21 protein-coding genes, 1 tRNA gene and 3 pseudogenes are annotated in these 19,739 nt (G+C 56.4%); 13 read left to right on the top strand and 12 right to left on the bottom strand.

From position 1 onward, the window contains the following. Window position 1: 1 nt before the first annotated feature. The 3 genes from ihfA (at window position 2) to ACI5GA_RS03935 (ending at window position 808) form a co-directional block, all read left to right on the top strand. The gene (gene ihfA, locus ACI5GA_RS03945) at window positions 2–304 is read left to right on the top strand and encodes an integration host factor subunit alpha (protein ID WP_002553164.1); all 303 of its coding nucleotides are present in this window, start codon (window positions 2–4) and stop codon (window positions 302–304) included. Further along, entirely contained in the window at window positions 285–641 is a 357-nt protein-coding gene (locus ACI5GA_RS03940; protein ID WP_108238075.1) for a MerR family transcriptional regulator, read from the top strand. Before ihfA ends, ACI5GA_RS03940 begins: the two co-directional genes overlap by 20 nt. A gap of 90 nt (window positions 642–731) precedes the next feature. Next, window positions 732–808 (top strand) — tRNA-Pro (locus tag ACI5GA_RS03935). 338 nt (window positions 809–1,146) lie between these two features. On the opposite strand, the gene ACI5GA_RS03930 is transcribed toward ACI5GA_RS03935, so the two are convergent. The 4 genes from ACI5GA_RS03930 to ACI5GA_RS03915 form a co-directional block, all read right to left on the bottom strand. Next, a complete protein-coding gene (locus tag ACI5GA_RS03930; protein ID WP_421421811.1) occupies window positions 1,147–2,154 on the bottom strand; it encodes a transketolase family protein in 1,008 nt (335 codons plus the stop codon). Then, entirely contained in the window at window positions 2,151–2,999 is an 849-nt protein-coding gene (locus ACI5GA_RS03925; RefSeq protein WP_404632746.1) for a transketolase, read from the bottom strand. The genes ACI5GA_RS03930 and ACI5GA_RS03925 overlap by 4 nt, the downstream gene beginning before the upstream one ends. A gap of 18 nt (window positions 3,000–3,017) precedes the next feature. Then, window positions 3,018–4,319 (bottom strand): MFS transporter, encoded by a 1,302-nt coding sequence (locus ACI5GA_RS03920; protein WP_421421810.1) that lies wholly within the window; start codon window positions 4,317–4,319, stop codon window positions 3,018–3,020. 100 nt (window positions 4,320–4,419) lie between these two features. Next, the gene (locus ACI5GA_RS03915) at window positions 4,420–5,169 is read right to left on the bottom strand and encodes an SDR family NAD(P)-dependent oxidoreductase (RefSeq protein ID WP_421421809.1); all 750 of its coding nucleotides are present in this window, start codon (window positions 5,167–5,169) and stop codon (window positions 4,420–4,422) included. 191 nt (window positions 5,170–5,360) lie between these two features. Between ACI5GA_RS03915 and ACI5GA_RS03910 the strand changes: the two genes are divergently transcribed. Beyond that, the gene (locus ACI5GA_RS03910) at window positions 5,361–6,278 is read left to right on the top strand and encodes a LysR substrate-binding domain-containing protein (protein WP_421421808.1); all 918 of its coding nucleotides are present in this window, start codon (window positions 5,361–5,363) and stop codon (window positions 6,276–6,278) included. A 12-nt stretch (window positions 6,279–6,290) separates the two neighbouring features. On the opposite strand, the pseudogene ACI5GA_RS03905 reads toward ACI5GA_RS03910, so the two are convergent. Continuing rightward, window positions 6,291–6,377, bottom strand: a pseudogene (locus tag ACI5GA_RS03905) (thioredoxin); the annotation flags it as partial. A gap of 74 nt (window positions 6,378–6,451) precedes the next feature. On the opposite strand from ACI5GA_RS03905, the pseudogene ACI5GA_RS03900 reads away from it, so the two are divergent. Further along, window positions 6,452–6,602 (top strand): annotated as a pseudogene (locus ACI5GA_RS03900) (IS5/IS1182 family transposase); the annotation flags it as partial. Between the two features lie 68 nt (window positions 6,603–6,670). Here the strand turns inward: ACI5GA_RS03900 and ACI5GA_RS03895 are convergent. The 4 genes from ACI5GA_RS03895 to ACI5GA_RS03880 form a co-directional block, all read right to left on the bottom strand. After that, entirely contained in the window at window positions 6,671–6,934 is a 264-nt protein-coding gene (locus tag ACI5GA_RS03895; RefSeq protein WP_421421806.1) for an SDR family NAD(P)-dependent oxidoreductase, read from the bottom strand. A gap of 81 nt (window positions 6,935–7,015) precedes the next feature. Beyond that, window positions 7,016–7,408, bottom strand: coding sequence for an ester cyclase (locus ACI5GA_RS03890; RefSeq protein ID WP_421421805.1), 393 nt, complete (start codon window positions 7,406–7,408; stop codon window positions 7,016–7,018). A 67-nt stretch (window positions 7,409–7,475) separates the two neighbouring features. Then, window positions 7,476–7,940, bottom strand: a complete 465-nt coding sequence (locus ACI5GA_RS03885; protein WP_404632734.1) for a nuclear transport factor 2 family protein — start codon at window positions 7,938–7,940, stop codon at window positions 7,476–7,478. 54 nt (window positions 7,941–7,994) lie between these two features. After that, on the bottom strand, window positions 7,995–8,789 hold the full coding sequence (locus ACI5GA_RS03880; protein WP_404632732.1) for an SDR family NAD(P)-dependent oxidoreductase: 795 nt from the start codon (window positions 8,787–8,789) through the stop codon (window positions 7,995–7,997). A gap of 111 nt (window positions 8,790–8,900) precedes the next feature. Here ACI5GA_RS03880 and ACI5GA_RS03875 point away from each other — a divergent pair, with 111 nt between their 5' ends. Together ACI5GA_RS03875 and ACI5GA_RS03870 are read left to right on the top strand one after the other, a co-directional pair. After that, complete coding sequence (locus tag ACI5GA_RS03875) at window positions 8,901–9,851, top strand: GlxA family transcriptional regulator (protein ID WP_404632730.1); 951 nt, start codon at window positions 8,901–8,903, stop codon at window positions 9,849–9,851. A 42-nt stretch (window positions 9,852–9,893) separates the two neighbouring features. Then, a complete protein-coding gene (locus ACI5GA_RS03870) occupies window positions 9,894–10,283 on the top strand; it encodes a hypothetical protein (protein ID WP_404632728.1) in 390 nt (129 codons plus the stop codon). A gap of 166 nt (window positions 10,284–10,449) precedes the next feature. On the opposite strand, the gene ACI5GA_RS03865 is transcribed toward ACI5GA_RS03870, so the two are convergent. Both ACI5GA_RS03865 and ACI5GA_RS03860 read right to left on the bottom strand, forming a co-directional pair. Beyond that, window positions 10,450–11,265, bottom strand: a complete 816-nt coding sequence (locus ACI5GA_RS03865; RefSeq protein ID WP_404632726.1) for an alpha/beta fold hydrolase — start codon at window positions 11,263–11,265, stop codon at window positions 10,450–10,452. Between the two features lies 1 nt (window position 11,266). Further along, on the bottom strand, window positions 11,267–12,475 hold the full coding sequence (locus ACI5GA_RS03860; protein WP_404632724.1) for an MFS transporter: 1,209 nt from the start codon (window positions 12,473–12,475) through the stop codon (window positions 11,267–11,269). A gap of 223 nt (window positions 12,476–12,698) precedes the next feature. Between ACI5GA_RS03860 and ACI5GA_RS03855 the strand changes: the two genes are divergently transcribed. After that, window positions 12,699–13,346 carry a helix-turn-helix domain-containing protein gene (locus tag ACI5GA_RS03855; protein ID WP_404632722.1) on the top strand — a complete coding sequence of 216 codons (648 nt, stop codon included), beginning with the start codon at window positions 12,699–12,701 and terminating at the stop codon, window positions 13,344–13,346. A 68-nt stretch (window positions 13,347–13,414) separates the two neighbouring features. On the opposite strand, the gene ACI5GA_RS03850 is transcribed toward ACI5GA_RS03855, so the two are convergent. Then, window positions 13,415–14,332 carry a LysR family transcriptional regulator gene (locus ACI5GA_RS03850; RefSeq protein ID WP_421425433.1) on the bottom strand — a complete coding sequence of 306 codons (918 nt, stop codon included), beginning with the start codon at window positions 14,330–14,332 and terminating at the stop codon, window positions 13,415–13,417. 130 nt (window positions 14,333–14,462) lie between these two features. On the opposite strand from ACI5GA_RS03850, the gene ACI5GA_RS03845 reads away from it, so the two are divergent. The 5 genes and pseudogenes from ACI5GA_RS03845 to ACI5GA_RS03825 all read left to right on the top strand — a co-directional run bounded on the left by ACI5GA_RS03845 (window position 14,463) and on the right by ACI5GA_RS03825 (window position 19,582). After that, window positions 14,463–15,215 carry an SDR family oxidoreductase gene (locus tag ACI5GA_RS03845; RefSeq protein ID WP_404632720.1) on the top strand — a complete coding sequence of 251 codons (753 nt, stop codon included), beginning with the start codon at window positions 14,463–14,465 and terminating at the stop codon, window positions 15,213–15,215. A gap of 29 nt (window positions 15,216–15,244) precedes the next feature. Beyond that, the gene (locus tag ACI5GA_RS03840; RefSeq protein ID WP_404632718.1) at window positions 15,245–15,916 is read left to right on the top strand and encodes an isochorismatase family cysteine hydrolase; all 672 of its coding nucleotides are present in this window, start codon (window positions 15,245–15,247) and stop codon (window positions 15,914–15,916) included. 72 nt (window positions 15,917–15,988) lie between these two features. After that, the gene (locus ACI5GA_RS03835; protein ID WP_404632716.1) at window positions 15,989–16,654 is read left to right on the top strand and encodes a glutathione S-transferase family protein; all 666 of its coding nucleotides are present in this window, start codon (window positions 15,989–15,991) and stop codon (window positions 16,652–16,654) included. A gap of 382 nt (window positions 16,655–17,036) precedes the next feature. Further along, window positions 17,037–18,318, top strand: a pseudogene (locus ACI5GA_RS03830) (IS1182 family transposase); the annotation flags it as partial. Window positions 18,319–18,571: 253 nt separating this feature from the next. Then, a complete protein-coding gene (locus ACI5GA_RS03825; RefSeq protein ID WP_404632714.1) occupies window positions 18,572–19,582 on the top strand; it encodes an AraC family transcriptional regulator in 1,011 nt (336 codons plus the stop codon). Window positions 19,583–19,739: the final 157 nt, after the last annotated feature.

Raw genomic sequence — 19,739 nt, 5'->3', positions numbered from 1 at the left:
TATGGGGGCTCTGACGAAAGCTGAGATGGCCGAACGTCTGTACGAAGAGCTAGGCCTGAATAAACGAGAAGCCAAGGAACTGGTTGAGCTGTTCTTTGAGGAAATCAGGCACGCTCTGGAGGATAACGAGCAGGTCAAATTGTCCGGATTCGGCAATTTTGACTTGCGAGATAAACGCCAGCGACCGGGTCGAAATCCCAAGACAGGGGAAGAAATCCCGATTACGGCTCGCCGTGTGGTCACCTTTCGTCCAGGGCAGAAACTGAAGGCCCGAGTTGAGGCTTATGCTGGAACCAAGTCATAACGACGAGCTGCCGCCCATTCCAGGCAAACGCTACTTCACCATTGGTGAGGTCAGTGAGCTTTGCGCGGTAAAACCTCACGTTTTGCGTTATTGGGAGCAGGAGTTTCCTCAACTCAACCCGGTCAAGCGTCGCGGAAATCGCCGTTATTATCAGCGCCAGGATGTGCTGATGATCCGCCAGATCCGCGCGCTGCTTTATGATCAGGGCTTCACCATTGGCGGTGCGCGGTTGCGCATGTCCAGTGATGAGGTCAAGGATGATTCCCTGCAATACAAACAGCTGATCAAGCAGATGATCGTGGAGCTGGAAGATGTACTGGTTGTGCTGCGTACATAACGCAGCCAATCAAAATACTTCCATCATTCAAAAGGTTAGGGTATATTCCTCGACGCTTTCGCAAGAAGCCCAAACAGATTCACGCCTAGTCGGGGCGTAGCGCAGTCCGGTAGCGCACTAGCATGGGGTGCTAGGGGTCGAGTGTTCGAATCACTCCGTCCCGACCATATAATTCAAGGGGTTGCGAGATTTTATCTCGCGACCCCTTTTTATTTATGATCATCTCTGTCCCTACAAACTGCGCTCACCGATCAGGCTGCGATGGCCGACAGCATGGGCGCGTCGGACTTGATCTTGGGGCTTGCTCACCTTCACCCGAAGCCTCCGCCCACGAAGGGTAAAAATCGGTCAGAAGCAGACATTTCACACGACCTGCTCTCGGTCTCCTAGGCTGACCTAAATTCACTCTGCGATCTTCACTCACGGCTCACTTCAACCGTGAAGAGGCTAATCGGTTAAAAAAAAAGCCGCCCAGTGGCGGCTTTCTTTTGTGCCGTCACGTGCCTCAGAGCCAAGCTTTGATCTGAACGCTTATAGCATGGGTGGAAATACCATAGCGATCATGCAAGGTCGGCAGGGCGCCAGCGTCGAGGAAGGCGTCGGGCAGGGCAATCTGGCGGAATGTCGGCGTTATGCCACTGCGCAGCAGCAGGCCTGCCACGGCTTCGCCCAGTCCGCCGATAATCGAATGGTTTTCAGCCGTCACCACCAGCCGCCCTGACTTGCGTGCTTCGGCCAAAATCGCCTGCTCATCCAGCGGTTTGATGGTCGGCACGTGCAGCACCGCTACGTCGACACCGTCCTTTTGCAACTGTGCAGCGGCTTCCAGCGAGCGCATGGTCATAAGTCCCGTGGAAATGATCAGCACGTCCTTGCCGGTGCGCAGGGTCTTGGCCTTGCCGATCTCGAACTTGTAACCGTACTCATCCAATACCAACGGCACATTGCCGCGTAGCAGACGCATATACACCGGACCTTGGTGGGCAGCGATGGCGGGTACGGCCTGTTCGATTTCCAGGGCGTCGCACGGATCGACGATCATCAAGTTAGGCATGGCGCGAAAGATCGCGAGATCGTCCGTGGCCTGGTGGCTGGGGCCGTACCCGGTGGTCAGTCCTGGCAGACCGCAGACGATTTTGACGTTGAGGTTCTCCTCGGCAATGGCCATGCAGATGAAGTCGTAGGCGCGGCGCGAGGCGAACACGGCATAGGTCGTGGCGAACGGCACGCATCCTTCGCGAGCCATACCGGCAGCGGCGCTCATCAGCAGTTGCTCGGCCATGCCCATCTGGTAGAAGCGATCCGGGTGAGCTTTGGCGAAGATGTGCAGATCCGTGTATTTCGACAGATCGGCCGACAGCCCGACGATGTCCGAACGCTGCTCAGCCAGCGCAGCCAGCGCATGGCCAAAAGGCGCAGAACGAGTGGCCTGACCTTCAGCGGCAATAGAGGCAATCATCGCGGAAGTAGTCAGGCGCTTCTTGCCTGCTTCGGGGGTATTTACACGGCTCATAAGGTTCTCCCGAGCTTCAGGTTATTCAAGGCCAGATCCCATTCGTTTTCATCCACTCGAATGAAGTGGGTTTTCTCGCGGGTTTCGAGGAAGTCCACACCCTTGCCCATCTTGGTGTCGCAGATGATGACCCGAGGCTGGGGACCTTGATGATTACGCGCGGCGTCAAACGCAGTGACCAAGGCGCTGATTTCGTTGCCGTCTACCCGCTGGGTGAACCAGCCAAAGGCCTGCCAGCGTTCGACGATGGGCTCGAACGCCAGCACTTCGCTGGAGTGGCCATCCGCTTGCTGGTTGTTGACGTCGATGATCGCGATCAGGTTGTCGAGTTTCCAGTGCGAAGCCGACATCGCCGCTTCCCAGGTCGAACCTTCGTTCAACTCGCCGTCGGATAGCAGGTTGTAGACGAACGAGTCGGATTTTTTGCGTTTGAGCCCAAGGCACGCACCCACCGCGATGCCCAGGCCATGGCCGAGGGAACCGCCGGTGATTTCCATACCCGGCGTGTAGGCCGCCATACCCGACATCGGCAGGCGGCTGTCGTCCGAACCGTAGGTTTCCAGTTCGTCGAGTGGAATCACTTCGGCTTCAATGAGCGCCGCATATAGGGCGATGGCGTAGTGACCGATCGAGAGATAGAAGCGGTCGCGTTTTTCCCACTCAGGGTTTTGCGGCTGATAGCGCAGCGCGTGGAAGTACGACACCGCCAGTAGGTCGGCGGCGCCGAGGGCTTGGCCGACGTAACCTTGGCCTTGCACCTTGCCCATGCGCAGGGCATGGCGACGGATGTTATGGGCGCGCTCTGCCAGAGCCGAAAGCGCGGTGTTTGGGACGTTGACAGTCATGGTGACGACTCCGTGGACTTAACGATTGACCGAAGCGGCGGGGATGCGCAGGACCAGCGAGGCCCCGATTAACAGCACGCCGGTGATCAGGTACATGCCGATGGCGCTCGAACCGGTTGTGGTTGTGATCCAACCGATCAGGTAGGGCGAGCAGAATCCGGCGAGGTTGGCGAAGCTGTTGATCCCTGCGATGCCCGCTGCAGCGGAAACCCCGCCGAGCAAGGTGGTGGGTAGCATCCAGAACAGTGACGACGCCGAGAGCACCCCGGCAGCGGCCAGGCACAGGCTGAGCACCGACAGCAGCAGGTTGCCGCCTAGCAAGGCCGCGAAGGTCAGGCCAATGGCGCCGGCGATCATCGGCGCAACCAGGTGCCAGCGGCGTTCGCGATGCTTGTCACCACTGCGGCCCATCAACAGCATGGCGGCGATGGCGCACATGTAGGGCAGGCTGGTCAGCAGGCCTATGTGCAGTGGGTCCGATACTCCGGCGTTGCGGATCAGCGTCGGCAGCCAAAACGTGATGGCGTACTGGCCCATGACCACACAGAAGTAGATGCACGCCAACAGCCACAGACGGCGGTCACGGATGAACTCCCGCGGCGAGGCGTGGGTAACCTTGCGGCTGTTGTCCTCGGCCAGCTCCTTGTTGACCAGTTCTTTTTCGTCCTCGCTAAGCCAGGTCGCCTGATGCACACCGTCTTTCAAATAGCCCAGCACCATGAGGCCTACGACAACAGTCGGGATGGCTTCGATGACAAACATCCACTGCCAACCCGCCCAGCCATGAAAGCCTGCGAAGCTGTTCATGATCCAGCCCGACAGCGGGCCGCCAATCATGCCCGACAGGGGAATAGCGACGAACCAAAGAACCGTCATCTTCGCGCGGCGATAGGATGGGAACCAGTAGGTCAGGTACAGCAACAAGCCTGGTGCCAGACCCGCTTCTGCGATCCCCAACAGGAAGCGCAGGGCGTAAAACTGCCAGGCGGTTTCGACGAAGGCGAACAAGGCGGAAATGATCCCCCACGAAATCATGATCCGGGCGATCCAGCGGCGTGCGCCGACCTTGTGCAGGATCAGATTGCTGGGCACTTCACAGAGGAAATAACCAATGAAGAACATGCCTGCGCCAAGGCCGTATACGGTCTCGCTGAGGGACAGGTCGTTCATCATTTGCAGCTTGGCGAAGCCGACATTGACGCGGTCCAGATACGCGCACAGGTAGCACAGCATCAGAAAGGGCATCAGGCGCCAGGCGGTCTTTCGATAAGCGTTTGAACGGACGGCCGAAACCGCGTCCAAGGTCATGGTGGTCATCATGATGGTCTGATCTCTTGTTTTTATAGACCACCAGGCGATCAGGCCTGGCGGATCATCGATCCAGAACAATGTGGGCCGTCACCGGCCCACCCACTGAGTCTCAGTGAATCAGCATTCCGCCGTTGACATCGAGCGTGATACCCGTGAGATAGGAGGACAAGTCGCTTGCCAGGAATAACGCGGCGTTGGCGACGTCCTGCGCAGCTCCCAGACGGCCCAGTGGAATACCTTCGATGATTGCGTGACGACGTTCGTCCTGCATCAAACCACCGGTGATGTCAGTGTGGATCAAGCCCGGCGCAATGGAGTTGACGCGAATCTGGTCAGGGCCGAATTCCCGCGCCATGGCCTTACCCAAACCCAGTACACCGGCCTTCGCCGCGCTGTAGTGAGGACCACCGAAGATGCCGCCACCACGCTGGGCGGAAACCGAGGACATGCACACGATGCTGCCAGAAGACTGGACGCGCATGGTTGGGATGACCGCTTGAGACATCAGCAGCGTGCCGCGCAGGCTGACATCCAGCACCTTGTCGTAATCGCTGTGTTTGATGTCCAGTGTCTTGATCGGTTGGGTGATTCCCGCGTTATTGACCAAAACGTCGATGCGGCCGAAGTGTTCCAAAACCTTGGCGACAGCGACTTTCACCTGCGACTCATCTGCCACGTTGGCACCCAAGCCCAGATGGCCTTCGCCAAGTGCAGCGGCGGCATCGCGTGCTGCAGACTCATCGAGATCCAGGATTACGACGCGAGCACCGTGGTGCGCGAATGTGACGGCAGTGGCACGACCGATTCCGCGTTCGGAAGCTGCGCCAGTGATGATTGCGACCTTGCCTTGAAGAAGCATGGGAGATACCTCTGATTGTTTTTATGATTCGATTCAACGATCGATGGGGCCAGGGTGTTCTCCGCGCGGGGGCTGAGCAATGGCGCAACACTCACTAGTGCATGAAAAAAATTCAGCACTCGCAAAGACAGGAGGGCGATGGTTGAATGAGCCCATTCCGAAACCGCACAAAAAAATAAGGGTTCAGCCGCATGCCCATTGACGACACATCGCCCGCGAACCTGCCACCGCTGAGAGCCATTCAAGCCTTCGAGCAAACCGCTCGATTTGGTAATTTAGCCCGAGCAGCCGAAGTGCTGGACCTGACGCCCTCGGCCATCAGTCATCAACTCGCCAAACTGGAGGCGATGATCGGTCGACAGCTGTTCATCAGGGCGGCGCGCGGGGTGACCCTGACCCCTGTTGGCGAGCAGTATCTCAAGGACATTTCGGGACTGCTGCACAGCCTGGAAGTCGCCACTGAACGGGCGACAAGCGATGTCAGCCTGGATTGCCTCAGGCTCCACTCATCCCCCAGCTTCGGTCTGCTGTGGATAATGCCGAGACTGGAAGCGTTTCGACTGAGCCACCCGGATATCCAGATCAACCTCTCATGCTCCTACGAGTCCCTACATTTCAGCCGGGATAAGATTGATGTCGATATCCGCCACGGCGAGCCGAACTGGCCCAGTTATGAAGTCCGTACCGTTCGCAACGAGAGCTTTGCTGTACTGGCGTCGCCAAAACTGCTGGCACGCAGACCTATAAGGAGCGCACAAGATCTGCTCGGTAGCGACTTGATCCTGTCCGAAGCGACACTGCTGAAGTGGCCAGCCTGGTTTGCCCAGCACGGCCTTGCTCGGCCGGAAAAGCCCTATACGTTGAGCTTCGACCGTTCCTACATGAGCCTTGAAGCCGCCTGCTACGGCTTGGGCTTCGCGCTCGAAAGTTCGTTATTGGCCCAGAAGTATCTGGCCAGCGGGGAACTGGTGGAGGTATCACCGCAGACACTGAGTGCGCCCGTGGCGGCCCACCACCTGGTATTTCCCAAGGCCCACTCCAGCTTCCCTCGTGTCAGGCGTTTTCTGGAGTGGATGGAGGGCGAGCTAGGGCACCGGTTCGACTTCTGAGTGCCGCTTTACTCAACCTAGATTAGCGAGCCAGTCAGAAACACGATCGCCACTGCTCATGCCCGGCTGTACCAGCCCATTAATCATGAATGTCGGCCCAGGAACACCTCGAAAACGCGAGGGCCATTTCCCCAGGCAAGTACATTCGATTGCATGGGTCGATTCTCCAATTGTTGCTTGCCTGCGAGCAGGCTGGCATCACCACCTTTGTACCGAACCCCCTGACATCAGGCAGTGAAGCCGAAGGCCGATATGGCAAGCAGGACTTCATCTACCTTGCCGCATCGGACGAGTATCGATGCCCTGCGGGAGAGTTGCTGACCCGGCGGCATTGCTCAGTGAAAGACAGCATGTTATTGCTCTGTTATGACTTCTCGGGATGCCAGTCCTGCTCAATGCACAAGCAATGTACGACCGGGAAGGAACGCCGGGTAAAGCGCTGGGAACATGAAGCCGTAGCCGGATTCTGAGACGTCTGTCGACCGCTTGACCGCCTGCTGCTTCGATATCTCTGACGACCTGTGCAGCTCTGCCATATCGCTGGCATAGTCGACCACCAACTTGGCGCCTTCTGCGCCGAAGCCTCTGGCGATTTCGGCCCCGATACCTTTCGACGCGCCGGTGATAAGCACAACCTTTTCATGAAATCTGGGCATTGGACTTCTCGCTCGTTCAGCGTGGCCCTGGCGCGCAGGCGATAGCTGTTAACGCCGGGCCATATGGATAGACGGTAAGGGTCAGGCGTCAGCGAATGCATCGCCGAACATGGGATGACCGCCCAATGATTCAGCCTCGCTGGCCTCGTTCTGAATCACGTCCCAGTGCTCGACCATCCGCCCATCGACGACGCGCAGAAGGTCCATGGTGACCCAGTTTCGCGGGTGGCCTGTGTTGCTGAAGCGGCCATGCAGCATGACCAGATCGCCCTTGGCCATGGCGACAGCGTTTTCGTACACCAGATCGTTTGCAACTTGGTCGAACAGGCCTTGGCGTCCAGGCGGGACTAAGGCACTGTGCTGGATGTAATGCTCCGACCAGTAGTTTTTGGCCGCTTCAAAGTCCTTGCGATTGAATAGGGTCTCGAAACCATCGAGTACTCGCTGAAGGTTCTGCTGCTCTTGCTCTGTCATCAAATTTCACCTGACGGGAAGGCGGCAATGGCCGCCCTATCACAAAAGGGGTGGTGGCTTCGGTACTTCAGCTCTGATAGCCAGGCTTCACCGAAAAAATCTCGTCTGTGAAAGCCGGCAGATCTGCCAATCCGTTCGGGTTCAGGGCCTGGGCTGCCGCCACCACGTTGAGTGACTCGCGCAGCAGTTTGATTTTTCCGTTTTCAGCCACCAAGCGCGCCGCAAACAAGTGGTGAATCAAGCGCCCGGTCCCTGCCGCAGTGGTATGCGCGGTGTACTCGGCGAAAACCTGATCCGGTGTTTCGATCAATACGTGGGTGTCTTCAGGCTTGAAGGCGAAGTCCGGGTAAAGCTGCTTGACCAGATCGTAGAAACCTTCAATCGCGGCGGCGCCTTCAAAGCGCGACTCAATGCCGACCGAGTGCAGGAATGGCAGTTCCACGGCGCCGTCCTCCGCGAACAACGCGGCGACTTTCTTGCCATCCGGGATGGCCGCGAGTACGTCTAGCAGCAGTGCTTTTGCGTCTTTCATGGTGTCTCTCCTCAACAAATGATTGGGGTGGGCTCTCAGGGCTGCAACAAGCGCTCAGGGCCAGAGGCGCGGAGCGGGTTGAGCCAGGGACAGATAGGGACGAAGTGCGTCAACGGCCTGCTCGAAGGCGTGCCAGTGGGCGATATCGGGCAGTGAGGGCAGGGTTATGACTTCTCCTGCGTCCAGTGCGGCGAGCGAGGCGTCGACCATGTCCGCTGCGGACATGACAATGCTGTCGGGCAGGTTGCTGACGGGCAGGCCTGCTGCATCCCAGAACTGTGTGGAAGTGGCGCCTGGCAGCACGGCCTGAACACGAATGTTCTTGTCATGCAGTTCATGGTGCAGGGATTGCGTCAGCGCCATGACGAAGGCCTTGCTGCCGCCATACACTCCGTTGAGTATGTCGGGGGCCAGAGCAACGATAGAGGCAATGTTGACGACGGTGCCCTCACCACGCGCAACCATGCCTGGTATGACTGCGTAAGTCAGGCGCATCACGGCGGTGACGTTAAGTGCAACCATTCGGGTCATTTCGTCGACATCAGCCTGCACCAGCGGTGCGGTTGCACCGACACCGGCGTTGTTGACCAGCAGGGTGATACTCGCGTCCTGTTTGAGGATCTGCTCTATACGCAGCAGATCCGTCGGATCTGCAAGGTCGGCCGCAGCTACTTCTACCGCGCGGCCAGTTCGATCGCTGATCCGGGCAGCAGTCTGATTGAGTTTTGCACGGTTGCGAGCGACGAGGATCAGGTCGTAACCGCGGTCGGCCAAGCGTTCGGCGTAAATCTCTCCGATCCCGGTCGATGCACCGGTGACAACTGCTGTACCCTTTTGAGTCTTGAACATGATGTTTTCTCCGGTGGGATTGTGTTTGCCTGACCGCAAAAGTACGCACCACCGCCCAAGTGCGAAATGTCGCAGACACAGCGTTTTTGGCCATTTACCCAGGAGCGAGTCATGCAACGAGTCGGCTTTATCGTCTATCCCGACTTTCAGTCCATCGGGCTGGCAGCCTCCACCGTGTTCGAGATTGCCAACCTCACGAACGGCACGCCGGTCTACGAGGTTCAGGTGATTTCCGAAGCGGGAGGGCGGGTCAACGGTTCGGCTGCTGTATCGGTGGATAGCACCCCCCTGGTGCTTGAACACTTCGATACGTTGATCGTGTGCGGTGGCACTGCACTACCCTCTGGCAGTCCCGCGATGCTTGCGTTTATCCAGCAGTCAGTCGGTGAGGTTCGCCGCATGGCGTCCATATGCACCGGGGCGTTCATCCTGGCCCAAGCCGGCGTATTGAACGGCCGAAGGGCGACGACGCATTGGCTGCTCGCCAGAGAGCTGCAATCGAGCTATCCCGAGATCTCTGTCGAAGAAGACCGTATCTTCATTACCGACGGCAACGTCTGGACCTCCGCTGGCATGACTGCGGGTATCGACATGGCATTGGCGATGGTCGAGAAAGACCTGGGCGTGGATGTCGCTCGCTCGGTGGCGCAGAAGCTGGTGATCTACCACCGACGGGCCGGGGGACAATCGCAGCATTCCGCCTTGCTGGAAATCGAACCCAAATCCGACCGGATTCAGACCGCACTGGATTTCGCCAAGCGCAACCTGCACACACCGCTGACCATCGAACAACTGGCAGAGGCGGCTCATCTGAGCTTGCGCCAGTTCAATCGTAGCTTCCAATTGGAAACAGGCATGACGCCGGCCAAAGCGGTGGAGAAACTTCGGGTTGAAGCTGCTCAACTACTGCTTGAGCAGGCCCGTCATCCCCTGGAGGTGATCGCTAGGGAAACGGGCTTCATGGATCGCGAGCGAATGCGGCGAGCGTTCGTGCGCGTACTGGGAATGTCGCCGCAAGATTTGAAAAAAGTGCAGAAACGGGCAAGTTCGATGGGGGGGTAGTCGAAAACATCGCGAGGGCATGTGGCCTTCTAGTGTCTTGTGATGTCAAGTCACATCCCGTCCTGTTCCGGGCAGTGTCCGCTTCTGGCTGATATCTGCCAGTCGCTAACCTACTATCTGCACAGAAATATCGTCGGCAAGCGAGACATTTGGCAGGCAATAAACGTCACCTATACCCAGAAGACCCGCCGGCGGGAGACTCGTAAGCGTGGAGATGTATTGGATCAGGTACTCAGCTTCGGCCAGCGGCTTTACCACCTGGACGTGATGGGCCGCGGAATTCACCCGGATGACGAACTCAAGCAAATCGTCGCCCTTGAGCAGTTGAGCCACTGGAATCCATCCTCCCTGAAGCTCGATGTCTTGAATGCTGGTTTTCTGGTGAAGGTCAGTGTCGGAGTACTTACACGTCAACCAGCATTTGAATGCTAGCCCTGTGATTGAAGTCCTGAGGCAGGCAGATTCATGAGGAGATGTATGTGCACCGACAACTGCCATGACTTCTAACAAAAGGTCGCCCTTGTTCAGCCAATCGGCGGAATGGCTGATCATAGGAGGGGGTGCGAGGCCATTAGCTAGCTTTCTGCGCGTGATACAGTCATGACAAGGTGTAGCTGAAAGCAGGCTCAAGCCAGTTGGGGGGATCACGGTCAAGCTGATTTGCGCTATGCCCAGCCGCAACGTCCAGCAGCTTTTTAACCAGCAGATCCGGAGCACTCATCATTGCGTTGTGGCCAGTGGCGATCTCGGTCCACGCCCAGTCCGGCCGTGCTTGGACACGCGCCCGGCTGCGTGCAAGTGGTTCATACGACGGAGTGGAGCAATACACGTATATTTTGGGTACGTTCATCTCTGAAGCGTTTGGCGCTACCAGCGAGTCCTCGTAGGTCTTCAGCGGATGCGGTGTGCAACGGGCCTCGATCAACGCCTTGTGATCTTGCGATACCACGCCGAATGATTCAGCAGTTGGCACCGGTATTGAATGACCCTGTCCGAATCGGAGGGCATTGGTTAAATGGGCGCTCACTCGTGAAGGCGGCAAATGGCAAAAAACGTTCTCGCCATGATCCAACACCAATGCATCGAGCATGACGAGACATCGAAGGTCTTTGGAGCATCGACTTGCAGCACCCATAGCAGGCACTCCGCCGTAGCTGTGCCCGACCAGCACAACGTCCGACAGACCTTCGTATTCGATGACGTTCGTAACGTCTTGTATGTGGGTTTGCAGCCCAACTTCCGCATTCAACAGATGCGAACGCTCACCCAATCCGGTCAACGTCGGTGCATAAACCTTATGACCCAGTGCGCGCAGTTGATGAACCACGCTATCCCAACACCATCCGCCGTGCCACGCGCCATGAACAAGCACAAATGTCATGGGGCTTGAATGTTCGATCTTTGTGTTATTCATCTCAGGCTTCCTGATGCGCCCAGAAGCGCAGTGCGATCACGGCACTGATGGCCATTACGAAGAGAATGAGGATGACGCACGCGGGCCAGCCGCCCATGGCGTAAGCGAAACCCGGTACATAAGCGCCCACGCTGCCGCCTGCGTAGTAGGCACACACGTAAAGTCCTGCCGCAGAAGACTTGGCTTTCGCAGCGACTTTGCCAAGGTTTGTACTTGCAGCGGAGTTGCCTACGAACACGCCCATTGAGATGAGCGCCAAGCCTAGAAAGGTCAACAGCAGGTAGGGTGTCAGTGTCAGCAGGAGACCGACCGCACTGGTCGTCAAAGCAATGATCAGTACTGTCCTGGAACCGATCTTGTCGATCCAACGGCCAGCGAAAGGCGTCGCAACCGCACCAAACAGGTTCAGTAAGAACATTGATCCGAGCTGCACAGTCGTGAGGTTGAATGGTGCACCGGCCAGGTGGAAGGTGATGAAGGTAAACACGGCAACGAAGACGAACAGCGTGTTAAAGCCGATGGCCCATACAGCGATGAGCGGAAGATTCTTAAAGTGGCCCAGCATCGCCTTGATGCCTTGGCCAAAATGACGTTGCGCCACAAAATTTTGCGACGCAGGCAGGAGTGCCCAAACCGCAAATCCACCCAAAACCAATAGCACTGACTGGGCTACGAAGGCGTAGTGCCAATCAGTCCACGTCGCTACGAAACCTGCGACTACTCGTCCGGACACGCTTCCGAGAACGTTCCCTGCGATGTATGCAGATGTGGCTAGCCCGGAGTTCGGTCCCTTCCACTCCTCTCCAAGGTAGGCAAGTGCCACGGAAAAAATCCCGGGGATGAACAAGCCCTGGAGAAATCGCCACACTATGAGCTGATTCAATGTGCTGGATGTCGCTGCGAGCGCCATAGGAATGGCCAGACCGAAGATGGCCACCACAATGACCCGTTTGCGACCGAGGGCATCGGCAATGAGCCCGATGATTGGCGCTGTCAGTGCCACAGCCAGGGTGGTGGCGGTGACAGTGATACTCACCGCTCCAACGGATGCCGAAAAGGCCTTTGCCAATAAGGGTAAAAGGGGTTGCGTGACATACACCGCCAGAAAAGGGCAAAAGCCACAGAGCGCGATTGCAAAAAGCTTGAGTGCGAGTTGCGTGGGCTGGGCGTTTGAAGGTGTCAGAAGATCTACAGATGCGCGGGTGTTCATGGTAGGAAACTTTCATCAGAAACAGATAGCTGCTAGCGTAATCTGACCTGTTATCGATGTGCGGCCAAGGACTATCGCGGAAATGCCAATTGCGTCTTACCCTAATTCACCTCCATCGGTTGAAACGGAGGTATCGCTCCTATCGCGCAGCTATCGATGTGGCACACAGCTGGGCTATCACGTGCATCGGCAAGGTCAGCTGCTTTATGCCTACCGAGGCTTGATGCAGGTCACGACCCTTTCCGGGCGATGGCTAGTTCCGCCGCAGCGCGCTGTATGGTTGCCGGCGTTTCGGGAACATGCGATCGATGTCCTCGCTGACATCGAAATGAGAACCTTCTTCGTCGAGTCCTCCCGAATCGTTAGACAATGTGGTGAAACAGCCTTGCAGGATGAGTTTGTGATTGAGGTCAATCCGCTTTTACGCGAGTCAATCCTGGCAATGTTTCAGCCCAATCTCACGGCTCAGCGACTCGACTTGCTCTCACATATCGCTTTATTGGAATTGCCGGAGGCAGGCGATGCAACGACGTTCATTCCAATGCCAACCGATCCTCGCGCGCGCCGTGTCGCTGAGCTTGCGCTTGAAGACATTCGGGGCATCAGGGATATCGACGAGCTGGCTACCGAAGCAGGTTCCTCGACTAGAACGATTGCCCGGCTATTCGTGGCAGAGACAGACATTACCTTCAAGAAATGGCGGCAGCGTGCGCGGATACTGGCAGCACTCCAGATGCTTAATGTGGACAAGATGATGATCAAACAGATCGCTCATCGCACAGGGTATGCGAGCGTTGCAGCATTCAGCGCAGCTTTCATGAAGGTGATGGGAATGACTCCGTCTGAATTTCAAGCCCACATCGGAAATTGAGACGCGACTTGTTTGCTGCAGGTTGATTTGAGAGCTATCGGAGCCGGCCGCCCGGAGGGTGCGGAGGACTAAACCCGTTCCCGTTGAGCCGGTATGTATGCAGCATTCAGCGCAGGAATCTTGGCGAAGGTTTCCGCAATGAAGTCCATGAAAACGCTAGCTCGCTTCGGGAGTAATCGATTAGCCACGTAGAGGATCTGAACCGGGACAGGTGGTGCATTGAACTGGCCGAGAATGACCTGCAGGTCCCCCCTAGCCAGGCCTTTATCAAATAACCAGCGTGGCCCATGACCAATGCCTAAACCGGCTCCCACCGCAGTCTGGACTGCTTCCGGCGAATTTACCCTGAACCGCCCGTCCACTTCGACAACCTCGTCTTTGAAATGCCACGTCGTACGGGAGGATAAAAGCGTGTAGATCACGCATTGATGAGATTTGAGGCCATGTGGGGTGTCTGGGATACCATGCTGGGCAATGTACCCTTTGCTGGCCACACATACGCGTTCGAACCAACCAATACGACGAATTTTCAGAGCACTGTCTTCAAGATGGCCAATACGGATGGCCAGCTCGGCGCCTTCGTCCACCAGGTTGACGTAGCTGTCACTGATCTGCAAATCCAAGGACAACGCAGGGTATTGGTTTAGAAAAGCGGGAAGATGAGGTAGAAGAAAAGCATGCGCTAAAGCCGTTGGACAGGCAACGCGCAACAGCCCTGATGGGGCGACGTTGTCGCGCATCGCCGATTCGGATTCCGCGACGGCATCAAGAATGCGACGTACCTCGGCGTAATACCGTTGTCCCTCTGGCGTTAGCACAAGTTTGCGCGTGGATCTGTGCAGCAATCTCGTTTGCAGGTGTTCTTCCAGCGCCGCGACGTATCGGCTCACATTGGGCTGCCCTAGGCCGAGCTGGCGGCCCGCTGCGGAAAAGCTCCCTGTTTCCACCGCTCTCGCAAAGCACGACATCAACAAAAACCGGTCCACTCCCACCTCGCAGTCATGCTGTCGTTGCATGAAGTATATACCGATTGGGCGTCTTATCATTTGTATGGCATGAATGCACTCTGTCGCTGACTTCACATCTGCAACGCATCACACAGCGACAGGAGCATCTATGTCTCGTTTGAATGGCAAACGTACGCTTATTACCGGTGGTACCAGTGGTATTGGCCTTGAGACGGCCAAGCAGTTTCTCGCAGAAGGTGCCCGCGTCATTGTCACGGGAGTCAATCCCGAGTCCATCGCCAGAGCCAAAGCTGAGTTGGGTAGCGATGTTGCAGTATTCAGCGCGGATTCGGGCAACGTAGAAGCGCAACGCAAATTGGCGCGCTATGTTCAGGATCAATACGGCGAGCTGGACGTTGCATTTCTTAACGCCGGAGTGTCGGTGTGGGTACCGATTGAGCAGTGGACCGAAGAGCAGTTCGACCGGTCTTTTGCGATCAATGTCAAAGGCCCTTATTTCCTGATTCAAGCGCTATTGCCGGTGTTCGCTAACCCAGCTTCCGTGGTGCTAAACACCTCGATCAACGCGCATGTGGGTGCCCCGAGTTCCTCCGTGTACGCCGCTACGAAAGCAGCCTTGCTCAACATGTCCAAAACGCTTTCTGGTGAGCTTCTGTCTGCGGGTATCCGCATCAATGCGGTCAGTCCCGGGCCGGTGGATACGCCGCTGTACGACAAACTCGGCATCCCTGACGCGTACCGGGAGCAAGTGAACCAGCAAATCCTCTCTACCGTGCCATTTGGCCGCTTCGGCACGCCAGAAGAAGTTTCCAAGGCAGTGGTGTACCTGGCGTCGGATGAATCCAAGTGGACCGTAGGCACCGAGATCATCGTGGACGGCGGTCGCACGCTGAACGGCTGACTTTCACTTTTTTCAACAGGAAACCCAAAATGAAAAAGCTTATTGGCGGCCTCCTGGCAGCCGTCGTGGTCGCGGCGTCTCTTTCGGCGCAGGCTCAGACGTTGGTCAATGACACTCACAAAAGCGCACTGATATTGATCGAGTACCAGAATGACTGGATGGCCTCAACAGGCGGCATCAACTCCCAGTTTAAGGACCGCAAACAGTTTGATGACTCGGTGAAGAACTCAAAGCTTGTCCTGGCTGAAGCACGCCGCCGCCACATGGAAATTATCTATGTGACCATGACCCTGGACCCCTCATTCAAGGTGCTCGGACAGGCCAAATACGGACTGCGCGCCATGATGCCTCAATACAAATCGTTCCTCGGAAAACAGGCGGAATTCTTCCCGGGCTTCGAGCCGACAGCCGGTGAGTACGTGATCCGTGAGCGAACCGGAAGCAGTGCTTTTGCCGGAACTTCGCTGGACAGCTACCTGCGCAACAATCACATCGAAGACATCTATCTGATGGGCTACTCCCTGCGTCAGTGCGTGGAATCGACCCTGCGAAATGCTCACGATCTTGGCTACAACACGAACGTGATCTATGACGCGTCAGCGGGCTTTTCCGAAGAGCAGCAGTCATCGTTTCTCACCGACATTTTGCCCTTCTACGGCAACGGGCTCACGGCGATGGACTTCATCAAGTCTGGAAGCTGACTGCACTTGGCGAGATAAACAACCCATGCCCACTGAGCATGGGTTTTCCACTACGCGATTTGGAACCCTGCGATGCTCACACTGATAAGCCATCCACTTTGTCCCTTCGTCCAACGGGTAGCTATTGTGCTGCGCGAGAAGCGCATCCCGTTTGAAAGGTTGGACGTGAATCTCGAGCACAAGCCGGAGTGGTTTGTCGCTATATCCCCAATGGGCAAGGTCCCGGTTCTACGAGTCACCCCAGAAACCGGCCCACCTGTGGCACTCTTCGAGAGCACTGTCATTTGTGAATACGTCGAGGACATCCAGCCGCTGCCAGCCATGTATACAGGCACTGCACTAGAGAAGGCACTGCAACGTTCCTGGTGTAGCGTGGCGTCCGCGATGCTGGCTGATGCATGGGGCTTTTTGATTGCCGCAGATCAGGGTACGGCCGAACGACACGCTGGTTTGTTCCGGCAAGATTTGGAGAGGTTCGAATCAGTGCTGGCTGACGGTCCCTATTTTGCCGGTCGGAGTTTCGGCATGGTGGATGCGCTGGTCGCTCCCGTTTTTCGCTACCTCGACCTATTGCCCGCGGTCGCATTTGGAGATCTGTTTGCAAAGTTGCCAAAGGTTTCGAACTGGCGGAAAGCCTTGTCGTTGCGGCCAAGCGTGCAGGGCGCAGTGGGTGAAGACTACGCCGAACGTCTACAACTCTACCTGGAGAAGCGCCAGTCGATTGTGCTGTCAGCATGAGCGAATAGATCAGATTCCTCGATACGAGACGATGACGTCGATGGCGCAGTATTACCCTTCCGGAATGTGCCTTCCAGGGTCGTATAAACTAGCGGATGATCTTCGACATGCATCGTAAGGCGCTTGCCCTGGGATCGAGGCATGGCTCCTCCGAAACAATTCAATTCTAAAAGACTTCCAAAAAGCTGCTTTCAAAGCATTCGAAGAGAAGGGGGCAGCATGCTCACTCGTTCCATAGCAACTGAATCCGGCACCGCCAGCGTTGGATCGAAACCAATCTGTCACGAGCGACTGCTTTCGACCCAGGCTGTGTGAAAACTCCCGCAATTGTCTAATCTTCTGATCGTCGAGATCGTAGCGGGGGCGATCATGAAGCGATTTATTGAAAGTCACCCTGCTGCCGGAGTGTCTGGACGATTACTTAGCCGAAGAAAATCCAGTGCGCGTGGTCGATGTTTTCGTCGATGAACTCGACCTGGGCGCACTTGGTTTTGAGGGCGTTGATCCTGCCGTTACGGGGCGTCCGGCCTATCACCCAGCGGTGTTGCTGAAGATCTATATCTACGGCTATCTCAATCGGATTCAGTCCAGCCGCCGACTTGAGCGAGAGGCCGAGCGCAACGTCGAGTTAATGTGGCTAACGGGGCGTTTGGCTCCGGACTTCAAAACCATTGCCGACTTTGGCAAAGACAACGGCAAAGCCATTCGCAGCGTATGCCGCCAGTTCGTAGTTCTTTGTCGCAACCTTAATCTCTTCTCCCAATCGATCATCGCCATCGACGGCAGCAAATTCAAAGCCGTCAATAGTCGCGACCGCAACTTCACTCAGGGCAAGGTGAAGGCACGCATGCAGCAGATCGAGCAAAGCATTGATCGATATCTGGCGGCGATGGATTTGGCGGATCGGGCAACGCCCGAAATGGCCAAGGCCAAAGCAGAGCGGCTTAAAGAAAAGATAGAAACATTGAAAAAGCAGATGCAGAAACTCAAGGATATCGAGACGCAGCTCCACAAAGTCCAGACCAGCAGATCTCCCTCACAGACCCAGATGCACGCTCAATGGCTACAAGCGGCCGAGGCACCGGAACGGTGGGATACAACGTCAAACAGCTGTCGACGACAAACACCATCTGATCGTTGCCCATGAGGTGACCAACGTTGGTAATGATCGTGGGCAACTGAGCGATATGGCAAACCAAGCGCGTGAAGAAATCGAGGCTGAATCGCTCATGGTGGTGGCCGACCGAGGCTATTACAAAGGTCTGGAAATCCTTGCTTGCGAGCAAGCCGGCATCACTACTTTCGTACCGAGACCTCTCACATCTGGCAGCAAAGCCGAAGGCCGATTCGGTAAGAGGGCTTCATCTATGCTTGCGGCGTCGGACGAGTATCGATGCCCTGCGGGGCAGTTACTAACCAGGCGGCATTCGTCGATGGAAGACGGTATGTTATTGCATTGTTACTACTTCTCGGGCTGCCAGTCCTGCTCAATGCAAAAGCAATGTACGACGGGTAAGGAGCGCCGTGTGAAGCGCTGGGAACATGAGGCTGTAGTTGACGCGATGCAGGTTCGGCTAGAACATGATCCAGCGATGATGAGGGTCCGTCGACAGACTGTTGAACATCCTTTCGGAACGCTAAAGGTAAGCGTCTGCCCAACACACCTTTCGTGATTAAACGTGCGCCCACCTGTGTGGCAACAGCTCGGTAATCTCACTCGCACACTGCATCGGTAGGTCGTGTGAACCCAAATCTATCTGGCTGGACAAGGTTTTTGGCGAGAGCAAAAATTTCGACTGCTGGCGCAGATTGCTGTTGATATGGCGCAATTTGCGTGCTTGCTGAAGTTCAAACCCCCTACACTTATCTTTTGATAATCAGAGATCAACTCGAAGCTTGGGCTGTGGTGGAGATTCGATGACACGTAATCAATCATTTTACTTGGACTTCGGTTGGCAGGTTTTATTGAAAGATATGGGCTTTCAACCGAGTCATGTACTGCGTAAGGCCGGGCTTCCAGAAGATCTATTTACTCGCGAGGGGTATGCACTTACTACTGAAGAGTATTTCCGCTTCTGGCGTAACCTCGAAGCCGAAGCAGGTGACCCCCTGTTTTCCTTGCGCATGGTCGAGAAGGTCTCAGCCGAGTTTTTCAATCCCCCCCTGTTCGCAGCCCTGTGCAGCGCCAACTTGATGCAGGCGGTGCAGCGCTTGGCCAAGTACAAGCAACTTGTGGCCCCCATGAGCCTGGAGGTCGATGTGGGCAACATGGGCGAACTGACGGTATCTCCGCGCTGGCTATCGGCACAGACCGATGTGCCGTGTTCGTTGCAAGTGGCCGAAATCGCTTTCTTCTTGCAGTTAGCCCGTATCGCAACCCGCGAGCCCGTAAAAGCGCTTCGCGTGGCGCTTCCAGAACTCCCGCCCAACGCTTACGCCCGGCGTTACGAGAACTTCTTCGCCGCCCCCATTCACCAAGGAACTAGCCCTAGCATCACCTTTGCCGCCGCAGATGTTCTGCGGCCTTTCCTGACGGTCAACGAAGGCATGTGGCGGGTATTTGAGCCCGACCTGCGTCGACGACTTAGCGAACTCGATTCGACGGCAACGATGGCGGAACGTGTGCGTGCCGTTTTGCTGGAGCTATTGCCGAGTAATTCAGCCACTATCGAGAAGACGGCAGAGCGCTTGGGCATGAGCAAACGTACGTTGCAGCGTAGGCTCGAAAATGGGGGAGCGAGCTTTCGCGCCTTAGTCAATGGCACCCGGGAGAACCTGGCGCGCCACTACTTGGGAAATACCAAGTTGTCTGGTGAAGAGATCGCTTTCCTGCTCGGCTTTGAAGATCCCAATTCCTTCTATCGCGCATTCCAGGACTGGACAGGGCAAACGCCTGACAGCGCCCGTCATGTCATGCATCTGAACTGAGGGAAACGCCGTGCCCATACTTTCTGATCAACTAAAGGTGCTGGTTGCTGATGCAACAGGTCTGATCGGTGGCCTGATACTTCAGGCCTTTCTTGCTGAACGGTCGGTCTCTGAGGTGCATGCGCTGAGCCGACGGCCATTGAGCGTCAGCCACCCT

Origin of the sequence: Pseudomonas sp. Pseu.R1, assembly GCF_045764065.1 — a bacterium.
Lineage (GTDB): Bacteria > Pseudomonadota > Gammaproteobacteria > Pseudomonadales > Pseudomonadaceae > Aquipseudomonas.
The sequence above is the reverse complement of the archived record's forward strand: the minus strand, read 5'-3'. Positions and strand labels throughout refer to the sequence as shown.